Origin of the sequence: Algibacillus agarilyticus, assembly GCF_003286125.1 — a bacterium.
GTDB classification, from domain to species: Bacteria; Pseudomonadota; Gammaproteobacteria; order Enterobacterales; family Alteromonadaceae; genus Algibacillus; species Algibacillus agarilyticus.
Map to the genome: position 1 here is coordinate 1 of NZ_QMED01000049.1, position 23,475 is coordinate 23,475.

6 protein-coding genes are annotated in these 23,475 nt (G+C 40.3%); 2 read left to right on the forward strand and 4 right to left on the reverse strand.

The window, feature by feature from the left end; all coding sequences use genetic code 11:
* The 4 genes from DPX34_RS20725 to DPX34_RS20740 all read right to left on the reverse strand — a co-directional run.
* Positions 1 to 5,669, reverse strand: a 5,669-nt coding sequence (locus tag DPX34_RS20725) for a beta strand repeat-containing protein (protein ID WP_157964809.1), incomplete at its 3' end; no start/stop codon positions are given.
* Between the two features lie 31 nt (positions 5,670 to 5,700).
* Positions 5,701 to 10,251 carry an Ig-like domain-containing protein gene (locus tag DPX34_RS20730; protein WP_111980335.1) on the reverse strand — a complete coding sequence of 1,517 codons (4,551 nt, stop codon included), beginning with the start codon at positions 10,249 to 10,251 and terminating at the stop codon, positions 5,701 to 5,703.
* Positions 10,252 to 10,263: 12 nt separating this feature from the next.
* Positions 10,264 to 11,925 (reverse strand): tail fiber domain-containing protein, encoded by a 1,662-nt coding sequence (locus DPX34_RS20735; protein ID WP_111980336.1) that lies wholly within the window; start codon positions 11,923 to 11,925, stop codon positions 10,264 to 10,266.
* A gap of 1 nt (position 11,926) precedes the next feature.
* A complete protein-coding gene (locus DPX34_RS20740; protein WP_111980337.1) occupies positions 11,927 to 12,325 on the reverse strand; it encodes a hypothetical protein in 399 nt (132 codons plus the stop codon).
* A gap of 379 nt (positions 12,326 to 12,704) precedes the next feature.
* On the opposite strand from DPX34_RS20740, the gene DPX34_RS20745 reads away from it, so the two are divergent.
* On the forward strand, positions 12,705 to 13,535 hold the full coding sequence (locus tag DPX34_RS20745) for a sulfotransferase family protein (protein WP_111980338.1): 831 nt from the start codon (positions 12,705 to 12,707) through the stop codon (positions 13,533 to 13,535).
* A 95-nt stretch (positions 13,536 to 13,630) separates the two neighbouring features.
* The coding region (locus tag DPX34_RS20750) for a cadherin-like domain-containing protein (RefSeq protein ID WP_157964810.1) at positions 13,631 to 23,475 on the forward strand (9,845 nt) is incomplete at its 3' end.

Genomic DNA, 23,475 nt, shown 5'->3' on the forward strand with positions numbered 1-23,475 from the left:
GTATTAGCCGCAACGCTAATGCTGCCCGCAGTTGTGCTTGACGCCGTTGGTGTAAAGACGGCTGAATAGCTAGAACCTGAGCCCGATAAACTGCCTAATGTGCCCCCAGTTACCGTGATATCCCCGATAGTAAAATCAGTTGCACTTTCACTGAGCGTGAAGGTCAGGGTCGATGTCTCACCTGATTGCAAGGTTGAATCTGAACTAACAATCGAAATAGTAGGAACGACGGTATCAATGGTTAACCCTAAGGTATTTGAAACGGTATTGGCATTGCCGGCTGCATCCGTAAAGGTATTAGCGGCCACGCTAATGCTACCAGCTGTTGTGCTTGAGGCGGTCGGTGTAAAGGTCGCAGTATAAATATTACCTGAATTAGAAAGTGAGCCTAACGACCCACCACTCACGGTAATGTCACTTTGGGCAAAGCTTGCGCCGGTTTCATTCAAGGTGAATGTGATAGTTGTTGTTTCACCTGATTTAAGGGCACTGCTAGTGCTGGTGATAGCGATGGTTGGCACTTCAGTATCAACCGTTAATCCTAATGTATTTGATACGGTATTGGCATTACCGGCAGCATCGTTGAAAGTACTAGCTGCAACACTCACACTCGCGGCGGTCGTGCTTGATACTGTTGGCGTAAATACGGCAGAGTAACTGGCACCTGAGCCGGATAATGAACCGAGTGACCCACCGGTTGCGGTGATATCGTCAATGGTGAAATTCGTCGCGCTTTCACTTAACGTGAAGGTCAGGGTTGCCGTTTCACCTGATTGTAAATCGGGCACCGAGCTTGTAATGGCAATAGTCGGAATAACGGTGTCAATGGTTAAAGTATCGGTGTTTGATACGGTATTAGCATTACCGGCCGCATCGGTAAACGTATTAGCGGCGACGCTGATAGTCCCCGCGATTGTGCTTGAATCTGTCGGGGTAAAGACCGCTGTGTAGTTTGTGCCTGAGCCTGATAAGCTACCAAGTGACCCACCAGTCACAGTGATGTCACTGCTGACAAAATTCGTTGCGGTTTCACTTAACGTAAAGGTGATAGTTGCCGTTTCACCTGACTGTAAGGCTGAATCAGAATTACTAATATTGATCGTCGGTTTTAATGTATCTATTGTCAGCGTAAGTTGTGTTGCGGCTTCATTGCTATTACCTGAGCTATCTAAAAACTTATTAGCTGTTACATCAATGGTTCCCGCTGTTGTACTATCTGCGGTTGGAATAAATGAAGCAATATACGTTTTATCTGACCCAACAAAGTTTTGCAAAGTACCTCCTGCAAAATCAACATCTGCTGATGTGAAGTCAGTGCTCGTTTCACTTAAGGTAAATATAATGGTAGCGACATCACCTATCTTGAGTTCTGAATCATCACTGGTGATTGTCACCGTTGGTAATTGTGTATCAATGGTTAAATCAACGGTGTTTGATTCGGTATTCGCATTACCTGAAGGATCTGTAAAGGTGCTTGTGGCCACACTAATAGCACCGGCTGTTGTGCTTGATGTTGTAGGCGTAAATACAGCAGAATAATTTGTACCTGAGCCTGATAAACTGCCTAGTGTACCCCCAGTTACTGTAATATCCCCGATGGCAAAATCAGTGGCACTTTCACTAAGGGTAAAGGTAATTGTCGAAGTCTCACCTGATTGTAAGGTTGAATCAGAGCTATTGATTGCAATCGTTGGTAAAAGTGTATCAATAGTTAAGTTTATAGTGTTAGATGCGGTATTCGCATTAGCCGCCGCATCAGTAAATTGATTAGCCGATACAAGTACTGTTCCTGCCGTTGTACTTGAAGCTGTTGGGGTATAAATAGCGGTGTAAGTAATTCCTGAACCTGAAAAACTCCCTAATGTACCGCCAGTGGCTGTTATATCATCGATAGTAAAGTCTGAACTACTTTCGCTGAGCGTAAAGGTCAGCGTTGACGTTTCGCCTGCCTTTAAGGTTGAATCACTACTATTAATTGAAATTGTAGGTATAGCAGTATCAATGGTTAAATTTAGCTCATTTGATACTGTATTGTTATTTCCGGCTGCATCTGTAAATTTATTAGCGGCAACACTGACTGTGCCGGCTGTTGTGCTTGATGTTGTAGGTGTAAAAACCGCTGAATAGCTTGCACCCGAGCCTGATAGTGAACCCAGTGATCCGCCGGTTACGGTGATATCGTCGATGGCAAAATTTGAAGCGCTTTCACTTAAATTAAAGGTTAACGTTGCCGTTTCACCAGACTGTAGATTTGAATCAGAGCTGCTGATAGAAATAGTAGGAACAACAGTATCTACCGGTAAACTTAACTCGGTTGCTGCTGTATTATTATTACCAATACTGTCAGTAAAACTATTTGCAGCCACATTAATTGTAGCATTTGCTGTGCTTGAGGTTGTTGGGGTAAAACTAGCCGTATAACTTGTACCAGAACCACTAAAACCAGAAAGTGAACCACCGGTATATGAAACATCCGCTTCGGTAAATAGGGTTGTTGATTCTGTTAATGTAAATGTGAGGGTTGCTACGTCCCCTGTTTTAAGTGCGGAATCATCGCTTGTGATCGTAATAGTAGGGGCAACGGTATCAACGCTTACGGTTGTCGATGCGCTTGATGCTTCTGCTAAATCTGTATGTGAATTGCTTCTTGCTGTTCCTGCACTAATTGTGATACCGATGGTGCCGTCACCACTTAAATTACTTAACGTAACAGTTCTTTCTGTTGTGCCAGAACCCGATATCGCAACGTCAGCTGTTACCCCTGAGCCATTCAGTGTGACATGGCTCGCGGCAAGTACTATCTCATCTGCATCAGCATATGTGACGGTATAAGCAATACTTCCACTGGCTACTGGCCCTGTAGGGTTAGGCGACGATATAGCACTAATACTAGGCGGAGAAGCAACCGTCGCATCATAATCAATACTAAGTTGGGTTGCAGCTGGATTTTTTACGCTGCTATCGACCGCATCATCGACAACATCAGCTGGCAGATCAACTGTGACGGTTCCCGTCGCTGTTGGGGTTATTTCTACGGTATAAGCTAAACCCGATCCCGCTAAGTTAGCTGCCGTACCATTACCAACAACTAAATCACTTGCTACAAAATTACTAATGCTGCGGCTAAAGTTTATGGATACAGGAATAGGCGTTGTTTTGGTTGTACCCACGACCGTTGTTGATAATGCTGCTGTTAACTGCTCAATTGTTAATTGAGCTGAGGCTGCCTCTGTACTCGTATTATTAGCATTGACAGTAGCGGACATTGCACTTGTTACACTATTGTATGTACCCTCTGTTGCACCGGCTGGAATTGAAATAGGCACATCAAATGTACAGCTAGTTCCTGGATTTAGTTCGCCATTTGAAAACGATAAGTTAGTGGGTCCTGTTATTGTAGAAGAGCCGTTACAAGGAGTTGTAGGTAATGGTAGTGCTGTTATACCACTTATTATTTGTGATAAGTTATGACTAAATTGAATTGAGGTTGCCGTTTGTGCTGTTGCCGCATTACTTATTGTATATCTGATTGTACTGGATGATCCTGGAAGAGTAGGGTTTGTAACAAATTCTTTGGTAAATGTTAACCCTGAAACGAGCAAAGTCACCGTTGTAGCGCTCGATGTAACAGATTGACTAGAGGTTGTTCCGGTTATGCTAGAGCTTGTTAAAGGATAAGTCCCAGGTGTTGAATTGCTTGGCACGGATAAAGTAATTGAAAAAGTACAACTGGTATCGGCAGATAGTGTTGCACCGCTTAAAGTCAAAGTCGATGTGCCACTAAAGCTAGATCCACTACCGCAGATATCACTTTGAGAACTTGTTGTTGAGGTTAAGCCCGTTAAAACTGAGTTCAAATCAAGTGTAAAGCCTACCCCTGTTACATCGGCGGCTGCATTTTGATTGTAATTAAGTGTAAAGCTAGCGGTTATATCACTATCGCCCGGGTTTGCTGAAGATGAGCTTAAGGACATTGCTAAACTAGGTGCAGCAACAATAACTAAACTGTCGGTTGCTGCACTACCATATACAGTATTACTTGAATTTGTAGCACTAATTGTGCTGGTTGTAAAATCGTAACTGCCAGGTTGAGCATCACTGGGCACAGTTAATATCACGTCAAATGTGCAGCTTCCGCCTGCAACTAAATTGGCACTACTAACCTTAACAAAATAAGTGTTACCATCAGATGTGCTATTGGTGAAAGTTGACCCAGTTCCACAAGAGTTTGCACTTGGTAGTGTTTTAACAACCATACCTCCGACTGCTGTGTTCACATCTTCGGTAAAGGCGATGTCTGATATACTATTTGCCGTATCAGTATTAGTTATAGTATAGCGAAGTGTAACGTCAGCACCGGCACTGACTGGATCATCTATAAATAATGCGGTTACTGTTGGGGCTTTTTTAATTATTAAATTATTCGTTACCGCTGTTTTAGTTGTTGCTGAACCTAGCGTTAAGTTTATGGTACTTGTGGTATTGGTATACGTGCCTGCTGCTGAGTTGCTTGGAACTAATACCGTAACAGAGAAGGTACAAGATTCACCACTGGTGATGTTTGCTCCTGCAATAGTTAAAATAGATGAGCCAGTAATTGTTGAACCATCACCACAAAAACCCGATGAGGGTAATGCTGTTGCCGTTAAACCCGAAAGGGTAGCGTTTAAATCATTAGTAAAGGTGATATCTGTGGCATCATTGTCTCTACTATTGTTTATTAATGTGTAAGTTAAATTTATGCTGGAACCGGGTGATGCATTATCGGGAAATGCAGCATACATAAAAGGTTGTTCAACAGTCAGCGAAGCTGTTGCTGATCCGCTCGCACTCAGACTAAACCCATTTGTAGACAAATCTCCTGTGGTCGTATTATAAATACCTGCATTTTCAGATATTAAATTAACACTTACTGTGCAAGAAGCTCCCGCCGCAACTAACATGCCGGCCGCACTGATATTCGAACCTCCGCTTTCTGCTGTTATTCCACCACCACAAGTGTTATCACCCAGGTAGTCTGTAGCTAAAGTCAAATTTGTGGGTAATGTATGGCTAAATGTCTGAGATGACGCAAAAGAACCATTCAAAGTATTATCAATGGTATAGGTCAGTGTACTTATTTGATTTGGTGCTACTGTGCTTGGCGAAAAGGCCATCGAAAACCCTGGGCGGCTAGAGTCAACGGTTAAGGTGGCAGTTGCGGTACCTGAGCTGCCCGCACTTGTTGATAAAGCGTCGGTTGTTAATATGCTTGACCCTACTGTACTACTCGTGACGTCTAACGTTAATGTACAACTTGTTCCTGTTCCTAACCGATAATCACTAAAACTAATTGAACTACTACCATCTGTCGCCGTAAAGTTACCATTAATGCAATCAGTTGTTGCATTGCTGGGTGATGCTATGGTCATACCTGAAGGGAAGGTAACCGAAAAAGCAGTGTCACTGACACCTACATCATTAGCCGTGTTATCTATTGTAAAGGTTAAAGTTGAAGTTGCCCCTGGGGCGATTGTTGTCGGCGAAAATGAAGCTGAAAAAGTTGGGGTGCCAGCTAATGCTTGCTGGCTAAAACTCGCTAGCAATAATATGAATAGGAGTGTGGATAAGCGTGTTGCAAAGCGCATAAACGTAAAAATGCGCTTATGCACTAAATTAGTTTTAGTCATAGGTGTAATATCCCAATACTACCGTTAATTCTTATTGTTGTTTTAAGCCTGAAAACTTAATTGAACGTCTTGACAGCAAAAGAAGTATAAAAGAAATAATGAATGACAGTGGAATCGAACCACCACTTGCATTATTGGTATTTGTTACTTGCACGTTAGCTTGGGCGTTTGAAGTATTGCCAAAGCTATCGCTAATCTCATAATCAATAACGACATCACCCGAAAAACCATCATTAGGTTTAAAGCTAATTTGGTTGTTGGCCATAATGCTTACGCTGCCGTTAGTTGAACTTGCTGATGTTAAGTTTAAAGTATCAGATACGTCGATATCAGCATCGTTTTTAAGTACGTCTAACGTTGTTGTTTCATTTGAATTGACTGTATAGCTGTCATTATTAGCAGTTGGGGGAGTATTAATTGTAACAGCAGTGGTTAAGCTATTATTTTCAAGGCTATTATCAATTTCAAGTGCTCTCGCGACTAAAGTGATTGAAGAGGGGAGTGATGACATACTGCTTAAGTAGAGGTCGAGTTGTATTTCTTGCTCGGCGGGTAAAACGCCTAATGAGCAAACATTAGCGCCTTCGTCGCTAACACTGCACACCCCGTTACTTGAGATATTAATATCATTTGTGTTGGAATAAACGAGTTGTAAATCGTTTGCATCATAAGCACTGTTATTTTGTAGGGTCACAGCAAGGTGTTGCTCAGCGCCATTTGCAGGAATAACAATCTCGGTCTGTAAATTAATTGCTAAATCGATATTATTTTGACTGGTTGCAAAAAGCCCTGAACCTTGGCCAGCAAAAACATCTAACTGTGATAAGCGCGAGTTATAACTAATAATATCGGTTATCGAATCTTGATTGTTATCGCTTGTATTAACAACTGAACTGGATTGAATAATGAGTTCTTGTGTTGCTTCAAATTGTTTGCCCGCATTTTCGTTTAAGAAAACTTGATAAGCACCAGAAGCGTATAGTAAGGCGATATCAATCGCATCATCTTGATCAAATTTGGCAGCATTTAACTTTGTTACTTGCGAATCACCAAAACTACCGAGCTGACTGAACGCCTTATCATTGTTGTTATAACTGAATAAGCTCACTGCTTGTAATTCGTCAATAGCCTCATCGCTATCTGGCACGTTATTCGCTACCATGTTATTCGCTACCATGTTATTCGCAATAATAATATCGTGATTACCATCAAGGTTTAAATCAGCTAGAACAATAGCGCTAACAGAATCAGAAATTAATTGTTCAGAAACACCATTAGCGGCAGTCGCTAATTGAGAGTCGTTATTTGAGTCGTTAGCCGATACGGGGGTTAATTTATCAAATAAGCCAAATATAATAAAACTTTGTTGTTGTCGAACAAATACTAAATCAGCTGATTTATCGCCATTAATATCACCAATATCAAAGGATGATACTTGCTCACCTAGTGGTAAAGTTAACTTTTGGTTAAATTGACCACTATCATTCAAATAAACGCTTAATTCTGTATTGGTTAATAGAACCAGATCAGGTTGTAAATCATTGTTTATATCGCGCAATACAGCGGCTGTCGCTAACTCGAATGATTTAATCTGTGTAAACGTACTATTACCGTTGTTTTTATAATAACCAGATTGTTCACCCCACTTATTTACAATAATAATATCTTGAAGTCCATCTTGATCGATATCACTGATTAATGGAGATATTGATTCACCCGTATTATTAATGGCACTGATAAGTGTATTAGTTTCGATGTTGACAATTTTTACGTTTTCACCTGATTGAGTGGCTAATACGGTTTCTAAGCCCGTGTGCTTATCGTTTAGCTCAGCATTAACAATAGCCGTCACCTTGCTATCGGTTAATATTGAATTAGTTGCTGTTTGTAATATTTGATTAGCAATACTGATATCTTTTCTAACTTGCGCGATTAAAGTTGTTTGTTCTGCTTGATATACATTTATATGGGTTATTAATTGCCCTGAGGCAAGGGGTAATAGAGTGACATTGCTTTTATTAGTACCTGACATGGTACAACTTAAACGGTGATTTTCTATTTGTTGGCAAGTGTCACTCCAATTTATAACCGATGCTAACGTATCAAAACTAATTTCAAGTTTATATTGTGTGGATAGTGCGGCGTTTTTGGGTTCAATACTTAATTGCATTGGCTGGTTAGTTAGGCCAGCTTGTTTGTTCCACGCAATATTTAGATCATCTAATTGTGTTTTTATCGCAACAAGCGTTAAATCTAATGATTGTAAGGTTGAATCAATACCATCCGATACTGAAAAAGTTACCGAACGCGAACCTAATTCATTATTGGGTACAGTCCCCATTAAATTATTATTTAAATCAATTGATAGCCACTCAGGTCCACTAACGATAGATAACGTATGTTCCTCACTATCAACATCTGATATTGTTAACGGTAAAGAGAACTGCGCTCCGGTGAGGAGTTCAATCGTTTTGTTGTTAGTGTTCAATGCTGGGGGATCATTAACATCTGCTATTTGTACATTAACCGATGTCGGTTCAGATGTTTTGCCTTGTAAATCAGCGATCGAATAGCTGAATACATCTTGCCCAGTCAAATTGTTATTGGGTAAATAAAGTAACTGACCCTGGTTTTTATCGAGCGTTAAAGCGCCTAAACTTGGGTTGCTTAAAACATTAACACTTGTAATATCAAGATAGTTTTCTATATCTGAATCATTATCGACAACGTTAATTAATATACTGTGATCTTCTTGAGTTGATATTACATCTGGGTTAGCAATAGGCTGGATATTAGCGGTGATAAAGTTAATTTGATGAGCTTCTGTATTAAAAGAATTACCCGCTTTATCTAATACAGAATTTGCACTTAGTATTATTTGGTATTGACCATCTGGTACTAAATTGTTGCTAAATGCAATATTAATTGTGTCTTCATTGATCGTACTTATATGAGGTGTGTTCACCTCTGAATCATCAGCTAATACTTGCTGCACAATGATGTTAGGCGCGTCGAGTTCACTAAATACAATAGCTTCATCAAACTCTAGGTATAAGCTGGTATTTTGGCTAGTAATCTCTTTTTGCTGATCGGCTGGGTAGCTTGCCGACATTGTGGGGGCTGTACCATCATATAAGCGGGTCAATATAGATTGATTAACATCGCTACTGGCGATGAGTGTTTTTTTATCACTAACGGTTACTTGACCATCTTCAATCGGGGTAATTGTTGCTTTATAGGTTAAACCATCGCCTGAAAATGCGGTTATATCACCGTTTATCACATCTAGGTTATCTTGGCTAAACGTGGTATCAGCAACAGCTAAGTTAATGTTTATATCAAAGCTACTATTAACAATTTCAGGGGCGTTTGTTGCAAGCACAATAGATTGAACGTTACCGGTAGTGCTATTTAAGTTGTCTAATTCAACATTAACTGCATCACCTAAATCTGAAGTTAAGCTGCCATTTGAGGTATCTATAGCACTAAATGCAATATCTTTTGAACTCACTAACGCAATGGGTAAGGTTAACTCAAATGTAAGTTGTGTTGATTCTGAACCACTTACATAGGTTGCAGTGTATTGCTGGCCATTAATGGTAATGGTTAAATTAGGACTGCCGTTAACGGTTACATTGCCCGAAAAATCAGCTGTAAATGTTATCGTATCGCCGGCTTGAGCATTTTCAATTGATTCTTGGGTAATATTAATTATTTTAGGTGTATCAGAAAGGCCAATTTGAGTTGGATGGCTAGCACTGTATAAACCTGAATATTCAAACTGTGCATTTGTTATTTCAACTGAATGATTAGTTGAATTTATATCGAATTTTTTATTTAAAACGCCAACCAAGGTGACATTATTGGTGAGTAACTTATGCACTATGATTTTATCAAACCCAGTGTCTTGATTTGTGACTTCATAAGTGAATACAAGTTCGCCTTGGTTGTTTATTGTACTGTTAAGCAGATGCTGTTGTGTGCCAAGTGTAACCGAAAGTTGCGGTGTTCCCCTGGTCATTGTTAAAGCGCTAACACCGCCCCAACGCAGTTTGAATTCTAAATTATCACCGGGAAAGTACACTTTAGGGGCAGGCAGTTCAGCCACATTACTATGCTGAATAATAATGTTATCTAGTTGGATTTTTTCTTCAATAATAGGTTTTATAATAGATTCGTCAGCTTGACTAAATTCCAGCTGTGCAAAATCCACGATCTGCACCGTGCCATTAGTAAAGTCAGTAAAACTGGGCTGATAAGTAAATGCTATTTCATTACCTGAATGGTTAGCATATTGAGCATATGCATTACCTGAATCTAAACCTAAAACCAGCATAGGTAAGCCATCATCAGGGATCACTATATGGTTAACATTTTCTGAAAATTTTGCTGTTAAGAGCAAGGTGTTTTGGCTGTTATAAGTACCTGCGCCTAACCCTTTAACATCCAATAGCTTGGGTTGTGCAACATTTGACATTGAAATGATTAATAAAGTGCATAATAAACAATACAAAAGTAGCTGTTTAACCTTACTTTTATTTTGATAGTCGAACATGTAATTGATCAAGGGTTGCGTATACATAGCTAATATCTCCTATCTGGTTTTAATTTCAAGGAGCATTTTCTTTATTTCTGCTATTTCAGATTTTAACTTAACGATCTCTTTATTTTGTTCGTATAGCTTTGTGTTTAATGCTTGTATTGAGGCTAATGAAACACCTGCTATATCGACAATCGCAATTTTATCTGTTACGTCTCCATTTAAGCCAAAAGCATCGTGAAAGTCTTCTGCCATAGGCCCAATGTGCATTAAGCTGTCGTCATCTTTTTTATATGACCATTGGCTAATTTCTAATTTACTCACTTTATCTAAAGTATCAAACGTGTCCACATCAAACCAAATGTTCTTAATATATTTGCTTGATGCAATGTTATCGACAAAATCTTCTAAGGTGTCACCACCAATCGTTAACTCGCCATCAATAGATACATCACTGTCAAATGTCGCATTGCCAGTTGCTTGTAAGGTTCCATTAACTTTTAAATTGCCAGATGTTTCAACTAATGATGTTGTTAGTACACTAAAACCATCAATTGAACTTGCGTTAACGGCTACAGTTGCGTTCAGGGTGCCTGTTACCGTTAAATCATTAGGTATGGTTACATCTCCGGTACCATCGACTAGCAAATAACTATCATTACCATCACTGCTTTTAACCTCAAATCGTCCGCCAGGTGTTGCAGTGCCCACACCTAAGTTACCACTTGAATCAATTGCTAAATAATTTGTTGTACCATCAGTGCTTTTAACTTCTAATCGTCCGGTTGGTGAGTTTGTACCAATACCGATATCACCTGAGTTGTCGACATTAAAATAGTTTGTCGTTGCATCCGTGCCTTTTATATCGAATATCCCATTAATAACGCCTGAGGTGCCAGTATTTATACCCACGTTGCCAGTCGATTTTACAATAAAGCGAGAGATACCACCTGTTGATTGAACATCAAATAAGCCTAATGGTGAAAAGCCGTTATCAATATTGACACCAACGTCGCTGGTTGGTGAAATTAAAAAAGCATGGTTATTTGCATCTGAAGAGTGGGCAACGTCAAATTGCCCGTCAGGGGTTGTGGTTTCAAAACCAATATCGCCATCGACATCAACATAAATAGAAGAATTAGGAGCTCCTGTCCTAATCCTGAGCGGGAGTGTTCCTCCACTGTTAACGTCTCGTATGAAAAAATTAGTTTCATTACCGCCAATGTCCCATGATTGGGCCGCAAAACCCGCGCCTTGATTTTGCTCTAACCGAAGAGTTGGGCTGTTGCTAGTTTCTGTATGCAAATTCATTATGGGGGTTGAGGTACCGAAACCGACGTAGCCACTAGACGCAACATAAATACTGTTACTTGGGGCTCCGTCAATTATCGTAAATGGAACTGTTGAGCGATCTATATTTTCAATAGAAAATTTATTTAAACCGCCATTTGTAGAGTCATTAGCTGTTATTTGCCAATCCACTGTCGGAAATGAGCTAGAACTACTCGTATCTTGAAATTTTATTCTTACATTATTTTCTTTGAGTCTAATTGTATCAAAATTGAAATTTTCACCATTAACACAATCCGTACCAACACATTGGCTGCCCACTACAATTAAATCGTCTTGGATCCGTTGATCGGCTAAAACATGGATAGAACTTATTGTCAAAGCTAAGCCCAAGCCATAATATTTTATTTTTGATATATTGAACATTTTAGCGCGCCTTCTCAGATTCTTTCGGGTTAACAACTTGGCCTTGGTCAATCATAAATGAACCACTTTTTACTGTTTTTAATCCGGTAAACATCTGACGAGCATCATTGCTTCTGCCATTATTTAAAGAGTCTGCGGGGGCAAGCGTGAAATCAACAGGTGTTTGAGCCACTATTTGATAACTGTAGCGACCATCTTTAAAGCCTGCATCGTTATTAAATTGGCCGTTAGGGCTTTTGTATATCAAGTCACCTTGGTTTATCAGTACATGATCAACAAATTTAGGTAATGCGCTAAATTGAATACTTTGGTTGCTGCCTGATATTTCTACAGCAAATAGTGATATAGAAAAGGCGAACAATACGCCACTAATTATCATTGTAGATATTTTTTTAATCATGTGGGCTTTCCTGAGCGATGAAGAAGCAAACGGTTTCTCTAACATATAGACTATAAAGTGTAATTAAGACAGTTTAATTGGCTTAAATTACCATCACAAGTATAAAAGTATAAAGGTAATGTCATTGATGTTAATTACAAGATATTATAGCTTTAAATCCACAAATAACCTAAAGGTATAACCGCTTATTTTATTTTTAAAAAAATAGGGTTTATATGAGAATTATCAATTAGTTATCAATTGATAATTAATTAACTATTCTTTTGGTGTCAATAGTGTATTTTTATTGTAATTAAACTAGTATTAACTACTACCGTTAAAAAATTTACGTATGCGTAAACATGCTAAAGGAGCAGATCGTTGATATTTAGGAGCTTTCATGGTTAGGCAACCTCATTTTATATCAGGGCTACCTCGCTCTGGCTCTACTTTATTAGCGGCGCTACTCAAGCAGAATCCTGCTTTTCATGCTGGTATGTCTAGCCCTGTTGCAGCATTAATGAATTCGTGTTTAGAACAAGTGGGAGCCGGTGGCGAATTTTATACGTTTTTTGATAATGCTAAACGCCAACACTTGTGCAATGCTATCTTCAATTCTTATTATGCTGAGCATTCAGATAAAACAACAATTTTTGATACAAACAGGATTTGGACAGCTAGATTACATCAGCTAATTGAACTATTTGATGATTTTAAAATGATTTGTTGTGTTAGAAACCCTGCCTGGATAGCTGACAGTTTTGAAGTGATTTATCGTAAAAACCCTTTTGAATATAGCCGAATGTATACCCCACAAAACCGTCAGACAGTTTACAGTCGTTGTGAATCAATCATGTCAGGCAGCGGCATATTTGGCTCAGCTTGGTCTGCATTAAAAGAGGCTTTTTACGGAGAACACTCCGACAAAATATTACTTGTAGACTATGATTTACTAGCACAGCACCCTGAAAAGGCAATGAAGTTAATATATCAATTTCTTTCTTTAGATGAATATAAGCACAACTTTAATCAAATTGAATATGAAGAAGGCGAGTTTGATAGTCTACTCGGGGTTAAAAACCTGCATACCGTTAAGAAAAAAGTCGAATTTGTGCCTAGGCGAAGCATTATTCCGCCGGACTTATTTAAAAAATACAGTGAAATGGCTTTTTGGCAAGATACCGCTGGCAGCGCCGCTAGCATTTTAGCGCCCAAAAAAAGCTCTGATTAAACAATTTAACAAGCTATTGATGAATTTCGTTTTGTTATTAATAGCTAAAATCTCAGCGGTAGCTGTGATGGAAATTAAAAGATAAGGCAAACAAAATGAACAAGTATGTATTAAATAGTGTTGTGACAGCTATGCTACCTTTGGGGCTCGCACAAGGTCATATACAGACTGATAGTTATTTAAATGTAATCGATGTAAATGGCTATAAAGCGACGCCTAATTCAGTACAAAACCAATTATCTTTGACACTTTCATCAGAGCCTATAGCTAATATGGGTGCTGTTGACTCTAAACGTTCCGCTTCATTCTCGGATGAGCATGTATCTTTTTCACCTTTAATGACCCCACAAGCAGCTGAACCAATAACCGACATCGAGTTATTGAGTTCAGACGCGTCTTTAGCTAATACTGCAACAGGTTATCAATTGATCGATCGTTCAATTGAATTACAGCAAGCGATACTGGCTAATGAATTAATTATTATTGATGAAGCGGTTCCGCAAAAGCACTTATTTTATCAGCAATTAAAACCTGGTGTTGATGTAGTTGAACTTAAATCAAATAAAAATGGTTTAGAGCAATTACAAAATGTTTTAAGTCAGTACACCAACCTTGCTGCTATTCACATCGTGTCACATGCCAGTGCAGGTGTTTTAAAATTAGGTAACAGTGAAATAACCGAAGCTTTACTTAAAGCAGAAATTACGACGTTAGCACAACTTGATAACGCTATGATTGATGGTGGTGATGTATTACTTTATGGCTGTGATTTAGCCAGTTCAAAACAAGGCGAAAACTTTCTTGAGCTTATTGCATCAGTCGCCAATGTTGATGTTGTAGCGTCAAACAACCCAACGGGTAATAAAGAGCAAGGTGGTGACTGGCAGTTAGAAGTAGCAAGAGGAAATATTGAAAGCGAACCACTGTTTAATTCTGTTGCTTTGAAGGACTTTTCTGGTGTATTAGCCGTTACTCAGAGAACTTTGCGTTCTCTTTATGATGCAAAAGGGGGGCAATACAACGTCGCATCAATCACCAGTGTTGATAATAACTTTATTTATACTGATACTAGCGGTGGTGTTATTGGCCTATACGCTTCCGGTTCAGGTGCCAACCTATATGTAAAAGGTCCTAGCCCTGGACTAAATAAATTTTATCGAAGCTTCCAGATTGCGACGGATGGCACTAATGCTGCTACATTTGAAATGCATGCAATCGAATTACAGGCTGGTTTTGAAGGCGCATGTATTGGTACTGAACAAACAGTGAATGTAGCAATTAAAGGTTACTATGCTAACGACTCTCTAGCGGGAACAAGCACACTTTCCGTCACTTCTCAAGCCGCGTTTTGTGCGTATGATGTTGATAGCTTTGATGTGTCTAGTACCTTTGGGGCGGGTAAAGATCTCAAAAAATTAATAATAACTTTTGACGGTTCTGCTCCGAGTGATAAGTATATCACGGTAGCCTCTTTTTCCGTTGATCAGATAAAAGCACCTGCTGCTAACTCTGCCCCAACTATCTCGACTAATACCGGTGTTAGCTTAACTGAAAGTGATGTAGCCGTTATCTCAACTGTTGAATTACAAGGCAGCGATGATTCAGACGCGGCAACCGCATTAACTTATACACTAACAACGGAACCAACTAACGGCGTCTTATTTATTGATGATGATGATGATGGGCTTATTGATGCAAGCTCGCATTTGGTAGGAAGTGGTGACACCTGGACGGGCACTAATTTAGCAAATTCAACGACCAATCGATTAAAATATTTACACTATGGTACTGATACAACCAGTGATAGTTTTACTTTTTCAGTAACGGATAGTGCTGCTGCCTCACTAACTGGCCAGACGTTTAATTTAACCATTGCTGATGCCGCTGATTCTTCAGTTACCCTTGCGCAAGGTGATGTAGTTATCACTAAAATTGATGGTGAAAACGACCTTTTTGATTTTATCCCGTTAGTCGATTTACCCGTTGGAACTGTTCTAAAATTTACGGACAAAGGCTGGGGTGAATCAGACGCTTTCACGACCGCATTAAGTGGAGAGGGGTTTATTACTTGGACTTTAACAAGCGCTGTTTCGGCTGGTGAACTCATTAGAGTCACTATGGCGGGTAATAGTAGTGTAACATTTACTAAAGTCGCTACTTCAACAGACATTACAAGTGAGATAACCCATACCGGCTATTATGCTTCCGGGTTAATGGGTACGAGTGAGCAAATATTTATATTTCAGGGGACTGAATCGAATCCATTTTTCATTTTTGGTATTAATTCAAGTAGCGAAACAACCGCAGTTGATGGTGACGGTTGGTCAACAGATGCGGCAAGTATTGGGACGACTACGGGTAACAAGTCGGAAAAACCTAGTGGCACAGGTAGTCAAAATGCATTAACGTCGTTTATTGCATTTAACACAACTAATGGTGGCCACCTAAATATTCGAGCCTACAATGGTTCTGTAACCGCAACAGATAAAACATCTTGGTTAGCTCGCTTCGTAGATAATAGTAATTGGAGTGGGGACGATGATGCTATAACAGGCTCGGTTACAACCGATATTAGCCTAGTGAGTAACGATGCGCCAACCGTCTCTAACACTCCATCAACATTAACGGTAACCGAAGATACCGCATCTGATTTAACGTTAGCGGCTACCACTTTTGCCGATACTGATGGCGATACGCTTTCTATTACCTTAACAAATAGTGCTGGTACTTTTTCTACACCGGTTGATGGCGCTAATGTGACAGAGTCGTTGTCGGGCGATGCAGTTACATTAGTTGGTACTGCTGCCAACCTAAATACTTATTTAGATACCGCAAGTAACTTACAATATACTCCTGGTTTAAATGCAAATGGAGCTGACTACGCAACGATAACGATATCGGGTACTGATGGAACTGCTAGTTTAACTAGCACACCAAGCATTATTATTGATGTGTCGGCTGAAAATGATGCGCCTACTATTTCAGGTACGCCAAGTACTTTAACCGTAACCGAAGACACTGAATCTAATTTAACGTTGGGTGCTGTGGCTGTTGCCGATGTAGATAGTAGTGATACGTTAACGATTTTAGTGAGTAACAGTGCTGGTACTTTTTCGACACCTGTTGATGGGGCTAATGTTGTCGAGTCGTTATCTGGCGATATAGTTACCTTAGTTGGTACTGCAGATAATATAAATACGTATTTAGATACTGCGACAAATTTAAAATATACGCCAGCTTTAAATGCAAATGGTGCTTCGCAAGCAACATTAACCATCACAGGTAATGATGCTTCATCTGCTAATTTAACAACTTCGCCTACCATTTTACTCGATATTACCGCTATTGATGATGCACCCACGGCATCTAGTGTTGCTTTTAGTGGCTCGCTTGAAGAAGATGAAACACTGACGGGCACATATTCTTACAGCGATGTTGATAGTGATGCAGAAAGTGGATCTACCTTTAAATGGTATCGTTCAAGTGATAGCGGTGGAACAGGTAAAGCCGCCATAAGTGGGGCGACGAGTTCCACTTATGTTCTGGTTTCGGCTGATATAGGCAACTTTATTAGTTTTGAAGTAACCCCTGTTAATACTAATAGTTCAGGTATAGCGACTGAAAGCGCCATCAATACAACCGCAGTTACGGCCGCTAATGATGCCCCTACCATTACATCTGCACCTGCTACGCTTACGGTTACAGAAGATACAGAGTCGAATCTTACATTAGGTACTGCCGTTCTGGCTGATACAGACAATAATACTATTACGCTGTCTGTTAGTAACAGCTCTGGTACTTTCTCTACTCCTATAGATGATGCTAACGTCGTTGAATCAATTGCATCGGATATAGTGACATTAGTGGGTACAGCTGCAAACCTTAATACATATTTAGACACAGCAACTAATTTAAAATACACCCCCGCTTTAAATGTAAGCGGAACGAATCAAGCGACTATCACTATTTCTGGCTCTGATGGTATTGAAGCTTTAACCAGTTCACCTGAAATTATCATCGATGTTATTGGTGAAAATGATTCACCTACTATTACGACTAATACCGGTAAAAGTTTGAACGAAAGCGATGTCGTCGTTATTTCAATATCTGAGTTATTAGGCAGTGATGTTGAAGATGCAGCTACTGATCTTACCTATACTTTAACAACTGAACCGTCTAACGGTGTGTTGTTTATTGATGATGATAATGATGGGCTTATTGATGCAAGCTCACATTTGGTAGAAACCGGTGACACTTGGACAGGAGCTAATTTAGCTAATTCAACGACCAATCGATTAAAATATTTACACTATGGTACCGATACAACCAGTGATAGTTTTACTTTTTCAGTAACGGATAGTGCCGCAGCCTCACTAACAGGGCAAACATTTAATTTAACGATTGCTGATGTCGCTGATTCTACAGTTACCCTTGCGCAAGGCGATGTGGTTATCACTAAGCTTGATACAGACAATGACTTTTTTGATTTTGTCCCACTAGTTGATTTACCTTTAGGCACTGTACTTAAATTCACTGATAAAGGCTGGGGTTCATCTAATGCATTTACTACCGCGCTCAGCGGCGAAGGCTACATAACCTGGACGCTTGCTAGCGCAGTTTCTGCCGGTGAGTTAATCAGAGTTGCTATGGATGGTAATAGTAGCGTAACGTTTACAAAAGTTGCAACTTCAACTGATATAACAAATGAAATAACACATACTGGTTATTATGCGAGCGGGTTAATGGGATCTAGCGAGCAAATATTTATATTCCAGGGAACTGAAACAAACCCGTTTTTCATATTTGGTATTAACTCGAGTAGTGAGAGTTCAGCACTCGCAGGAGACGGATGGTCCTCTGCAACAGAAACAATTGGTTTGTCAACGGGTAGTAAGTCGGAAAAACCAGACGGAACGGGTAGTCAGAATGCATTGACTTCATTCATTGCATTTAATACGACTAATGGTGGTCACCTTGATATACGTGGTTATAACGATGACATTACAGCCGCAAGCCGCGCAGCTTGGCTTACTCGTTTTTCTGATAATAGTAAATGGTCTGGCAATGATGATACCTTAACTGGTGCGGTGACAACTGACATCAGTATATTGGCTAATAGTGCGCCAACGATTTCAAGCACACCAGACACGTTAACGGTAAGTGAAAATACTGAATCTAATTTAGCGTTAGCGGATGTTGTTTTAGCAGATTCAGATAACGACTCATTAACGTTAACCTTAACGAATAGTGCAGGTACATTTTCGACTCCTGTTGATGGCGCAAATGTAACTGAAGTTTTATCAGGTGATGCCATTACGCTTGTTGGTACAGCTGCGAATTTAAATACTTATTTAGATACAGCGAGTAATATAAAGTACACCCCGGTGACAGATGCAATTGGCACTGACCAAGCGACTATTACCATTTCTGGTTCGGATGGAATAACCGCATTTACATCTTCACCCATAGTGTCTATTGATATTACAACTCCAAATAATGCCCCTGCTAATACAACACCTAATCTAACGGGAACAGAAGACACCACTTTATCGATAACAAGCGGTTTAAGCGTATCGGATGCTGATAGTGATGATACGGCAACGTTGATTATTTCTTCAACTTCAGGTGCGTTTAACTTCACTGCAACCGATAATTTAACGCCGACAGCAAACAATAGTTCTAGTGTTACTTTAACTGGAGATGGAACCGGAGATATTGCTGCGTTAAATACGGCATTGACTAACCTTGAGTATGTTCCTGCTACAAATACTAATGGTTCATTGCAATATACAATGAGCTTGTACGATGGAACGACCAGCGATGTTGATATTGGAACAATATCATTAAATGCGTCAAATGATGCGCCGACAATTTCGGGTGCGCCAAGTGGTGTAACCGTTCAGGAAGATACCGAATCAAACTTAACATTAGGTGCTATCGCCTTAGCTGATGTTGATAGTGGCGATACACTGACCATTCTTGCTTCCAACAGTTCGGGTACATTTACGTCGCCAGTTGATCAAGCCAACGTTGTTGAATCGTTAGCCAATGATACGGTTACATTAGTTGGTACTGCTGACAACATAAATACTTATTTAGATACCGTTACCAATTTAAAATATACGCCTAGCGCCAACGCAAGTGGTACAAATCAAGCGACAATAACAATCTCAGGTAGTGACGCATCAGCAGAAGCATTGGTATCGACTACTTCGGTAACTATTGATATAACCGCTGCAAACGATGCCCCTACTGTTGCTGTAAATAGCACAACAACTGTAAATGAGGGCGCTACCGTCACGTTAATGGCGTCATCATTATCTGCGACTGATGTTGATGACAGCGATGTAACTTATACTGTTTCAACTATCCCGACCAATGGTACCTTATATTTAAACAGTAGCGCTTTAGCTAATTCAGGTACATTTACTCAAGCTAATATTGCGAGTGGTATTGTTACTTATGCTCACTCTGGTAGTGAGACAACATCAGATTCATTTGTCTTTACGGTTGAAGATGGCAATGAAGATTCATCTACACCTTCTAACCAAACTCACAGTATTTCAATTACGGCTGTTAATGATTCTCCTGTATTAGCGACTAATTCTGCTGCTACGGTGGTTGAAGGTAATTCGATAGCGATTACGGGGAGCCAATTAAATACAACTGATGGCGACAACACCGCAAGTGAAATAACCTATACATTATCTACAGCACCAAATGAAGGTTCATTGGTATTAAATTCTACGACTACGTTAACGGCTTCTGATACCTTTACACAAGCTAATGTAGATGCTAGCGATGTGGTTTATCATCACAGTGGTGGCGAGGCGAGTTCTGATAGCTTTAACTTTGCCGTATCGGATGGTACAACGTTAAGTGTGAGTGATACGTTCTCCGTGAATGTAACGGCTGTAAATGATGCACCAGCGATCAGTGGCGCGCCAGACACGCTGACTGTGACGGAAGATGTAGCAAGCGGACTTAGTTTAAGTGCGCTTACGTTAACAGACCCAGATACAACCACAGCCACGTTAACCTTCTCGGTAGGCGCGGGTACTTTAAGTGCGACAGCTGGGACTGGCGTTACAACAGGTATTATTAACTCTCAAACTATTACGATGGTAGGCTCGCCAGCAGCGCTAACGACGCATTTAGATACCGCTAGCAATTTACAATTTACGTCGGTGAGTAACTCGGTTACGGCCACTAGCTTAGTTGTGTCGGCAAGTGATGGTACAACTGATACCGGTAATACGGTTACCTCTACGATCAGTATAACGCCTGTTAACGATGCCCCTATACTTGACCTCAATGGTAACGGAACCGGCATTGATAGCGACGAAACAATCACATTTACAGAGGGTGATGTTTCTTTAAATATTGCGTCTTCGGCAAGTGTTACAGAGGTTGATGCAGGTGATTTAATTACCGCTATAACCGTTGCTTTAACGAATGATCAAGATGGTACGTCTGAAGGTCTTTATGTATCAGCGGCTGCTCAAAATGCGCTTTCTGGCATTTCAGGCGCATCTGATATTAGTGGTGACGATACCATTACAATTACAGGTGCGACAGCAAGTGCCCTGGAAGTTGGTACGTTATTAAAAACGATAACTTATCAAAACGCTTCAACTAATCCGAGTACAACTCAACGAGTGATCACGGTATCGGTAAATGATGGTGATGACACTACCACTAGCACGGTTAGTTTGGCGGTTGCTAGTTTAACCGCTGCAACAGCGACTGGCGTTTTATTTAATACCAGTTCGGGAAGTAATTTAACACCTGCTATTACTTTTGGCTCTGAAGATGAAACACTAACTGTAACGAATGCGAGTCATTTTGCCGGCTCTACATTTAGTGGTGGCGGTGGAAACGATACGTTAGTTGTTACCGCAACGGGTGATGTCAATGTGGGTGCTGCTACCTCTATATCGTTAACGGCCGGGACATTGCAAACGGCCGGTGGTGGTGATACCACTATCACGCTGAACACTGATGATGGTTTAGATGATTTTACAACTTATACTGGTCAAGCAAGTCATCAAGATATTTTAAAATATTCTGCTATTAGTGGAACCGACCTTTCTGGTGTGACATTTACAAATTGGGATGCAATCCAAAATGATTTAGTTGCGCATAGTGTGACTGGCGCAACGGTTACAACAACGATTTCTGCAAGCCTATTAGGAAGCGTACCGAGTATTTTAGGTGATGCTTCTACTGATGTTCTTAATATTGCCGCAGGCAGTTTAGATTTAACAAACAACACCTTTAGTTCGATTGACTTACTGCAATTAACGGGTAGTTCAGATGCTACTTTAACGCTTAACGCTTCTGTATTATCAGGCATTTCTAGTTTTGATGTAAGCAGTGCGGCTACGGCAACAATACAAAGCGATTCTAACCTTGATGTCACTTCAAATACTTTAACCAGCGCTGATGTTATTAAAACAACAAGCAGCTCGGGTGCTTCAATTGCGGTAACGTCTTCACAATTTAATGAGTTGACAAGTATTGTAGGTGGTAGCGGAACCGATACCTTAGTTGTATCGGGGGCTGGGTCTTTATCAGTAACGCCAAGTATTTCTGCTATTGAAGAACTTAATTTTACGGATGACACTGCCGGTGCTCAAACGTTAACTGTTGCGGCTGAAACTGCAAATAATTTAACGTTAAGTGCAATGTCGACGGATGTATTTAAAGTTGAAGCTTCAAGTGGTGCGCAAACTATTTATGCTGATGATAACGGTGGTTCAATTGATGTTGGGGCAGGTGCTGATACCGTTAGAGTGAATACCGGGGTTCATACGGTAACTTTAGGTGAGGGCGATGATACGTTAGTCGGCACGGTTACTGAATTGAATGGTGATTCAATTGCCGATCTTTCGGCTGGTGATAAAATAAAAGTGCTTAGTAAAACATTCACCAGTAGCAATGTATCATTTAGTAGCGCGAGCACCTTACTCATTGACACCGAAGCCGCTGGTTTTTCTTCGGCTAGCGTAACCTTAAACTTAACTGATTCTTCAGGTAGCACACTTACAGCGACCGCGAGTAATGATGGCACCGATACAACCATCACGATTGGCTTAGAAAATCGCACCCCAACAATAACTAATACACCGAGTTCAATTACGGTTAATGAAGATATATCTTCAAACGTAGATTTAAGCGACTTGATATTGGCTGATGCCGATACCGGCGATACGATCACATTAACGCTTTCATCTTCAGGTAAAGGTAGCCTTTCAGCATCAAGTACTGTTTCGGCAGTTGCGGTTAGCGGTAGTCCGAGTTCTAGTGTTACGTTGACCGGTACGCCAACCGAACTTAATAGTTATTTTGATACAGCGTCACATGTTACTTATACAACCGCATCAAATGATAATTCGGGCACGAATTTAATATTAACGCCACACGATGGAACGGTTGCAGGTACAGCTCAAACAATTTCTCTTGCTGTTACTGCGATCAACGATGCACCGACTATCTCGACAAATGGCTTGACCTCGGTTAACGAAGACAGTGCTTATAACTATACAATTTCTGCTTCAGATATAGACAGCAGCAGCCTAACGTATAGCGCGACGACGAAACCGGATTGGTTGACATTAACGGGTCGTGTTTTAAGCGGCACACCGACGAATGATAATGTGGGTTCACATGCGGTTGTCTTGAATGTATCAGACGGTACAGCGTCAGTAGACCAAAGCTTTAGTGTTACGGTGACAAATACGAATGATGCGCCGACGATAACCTCATCGGGTATTACATCAGCAACAGAAGACAGTGCTTATAGCTACACGTTAGCCGCGAGTGATGTTGATACGGGTGATACGTTAACGTATACCGCGACAACAAAACCGGATTGGTTGACACTAACGAATAACGTATTAAGCGGTACACCGACGAATGATAATGTGGGTTCACATGC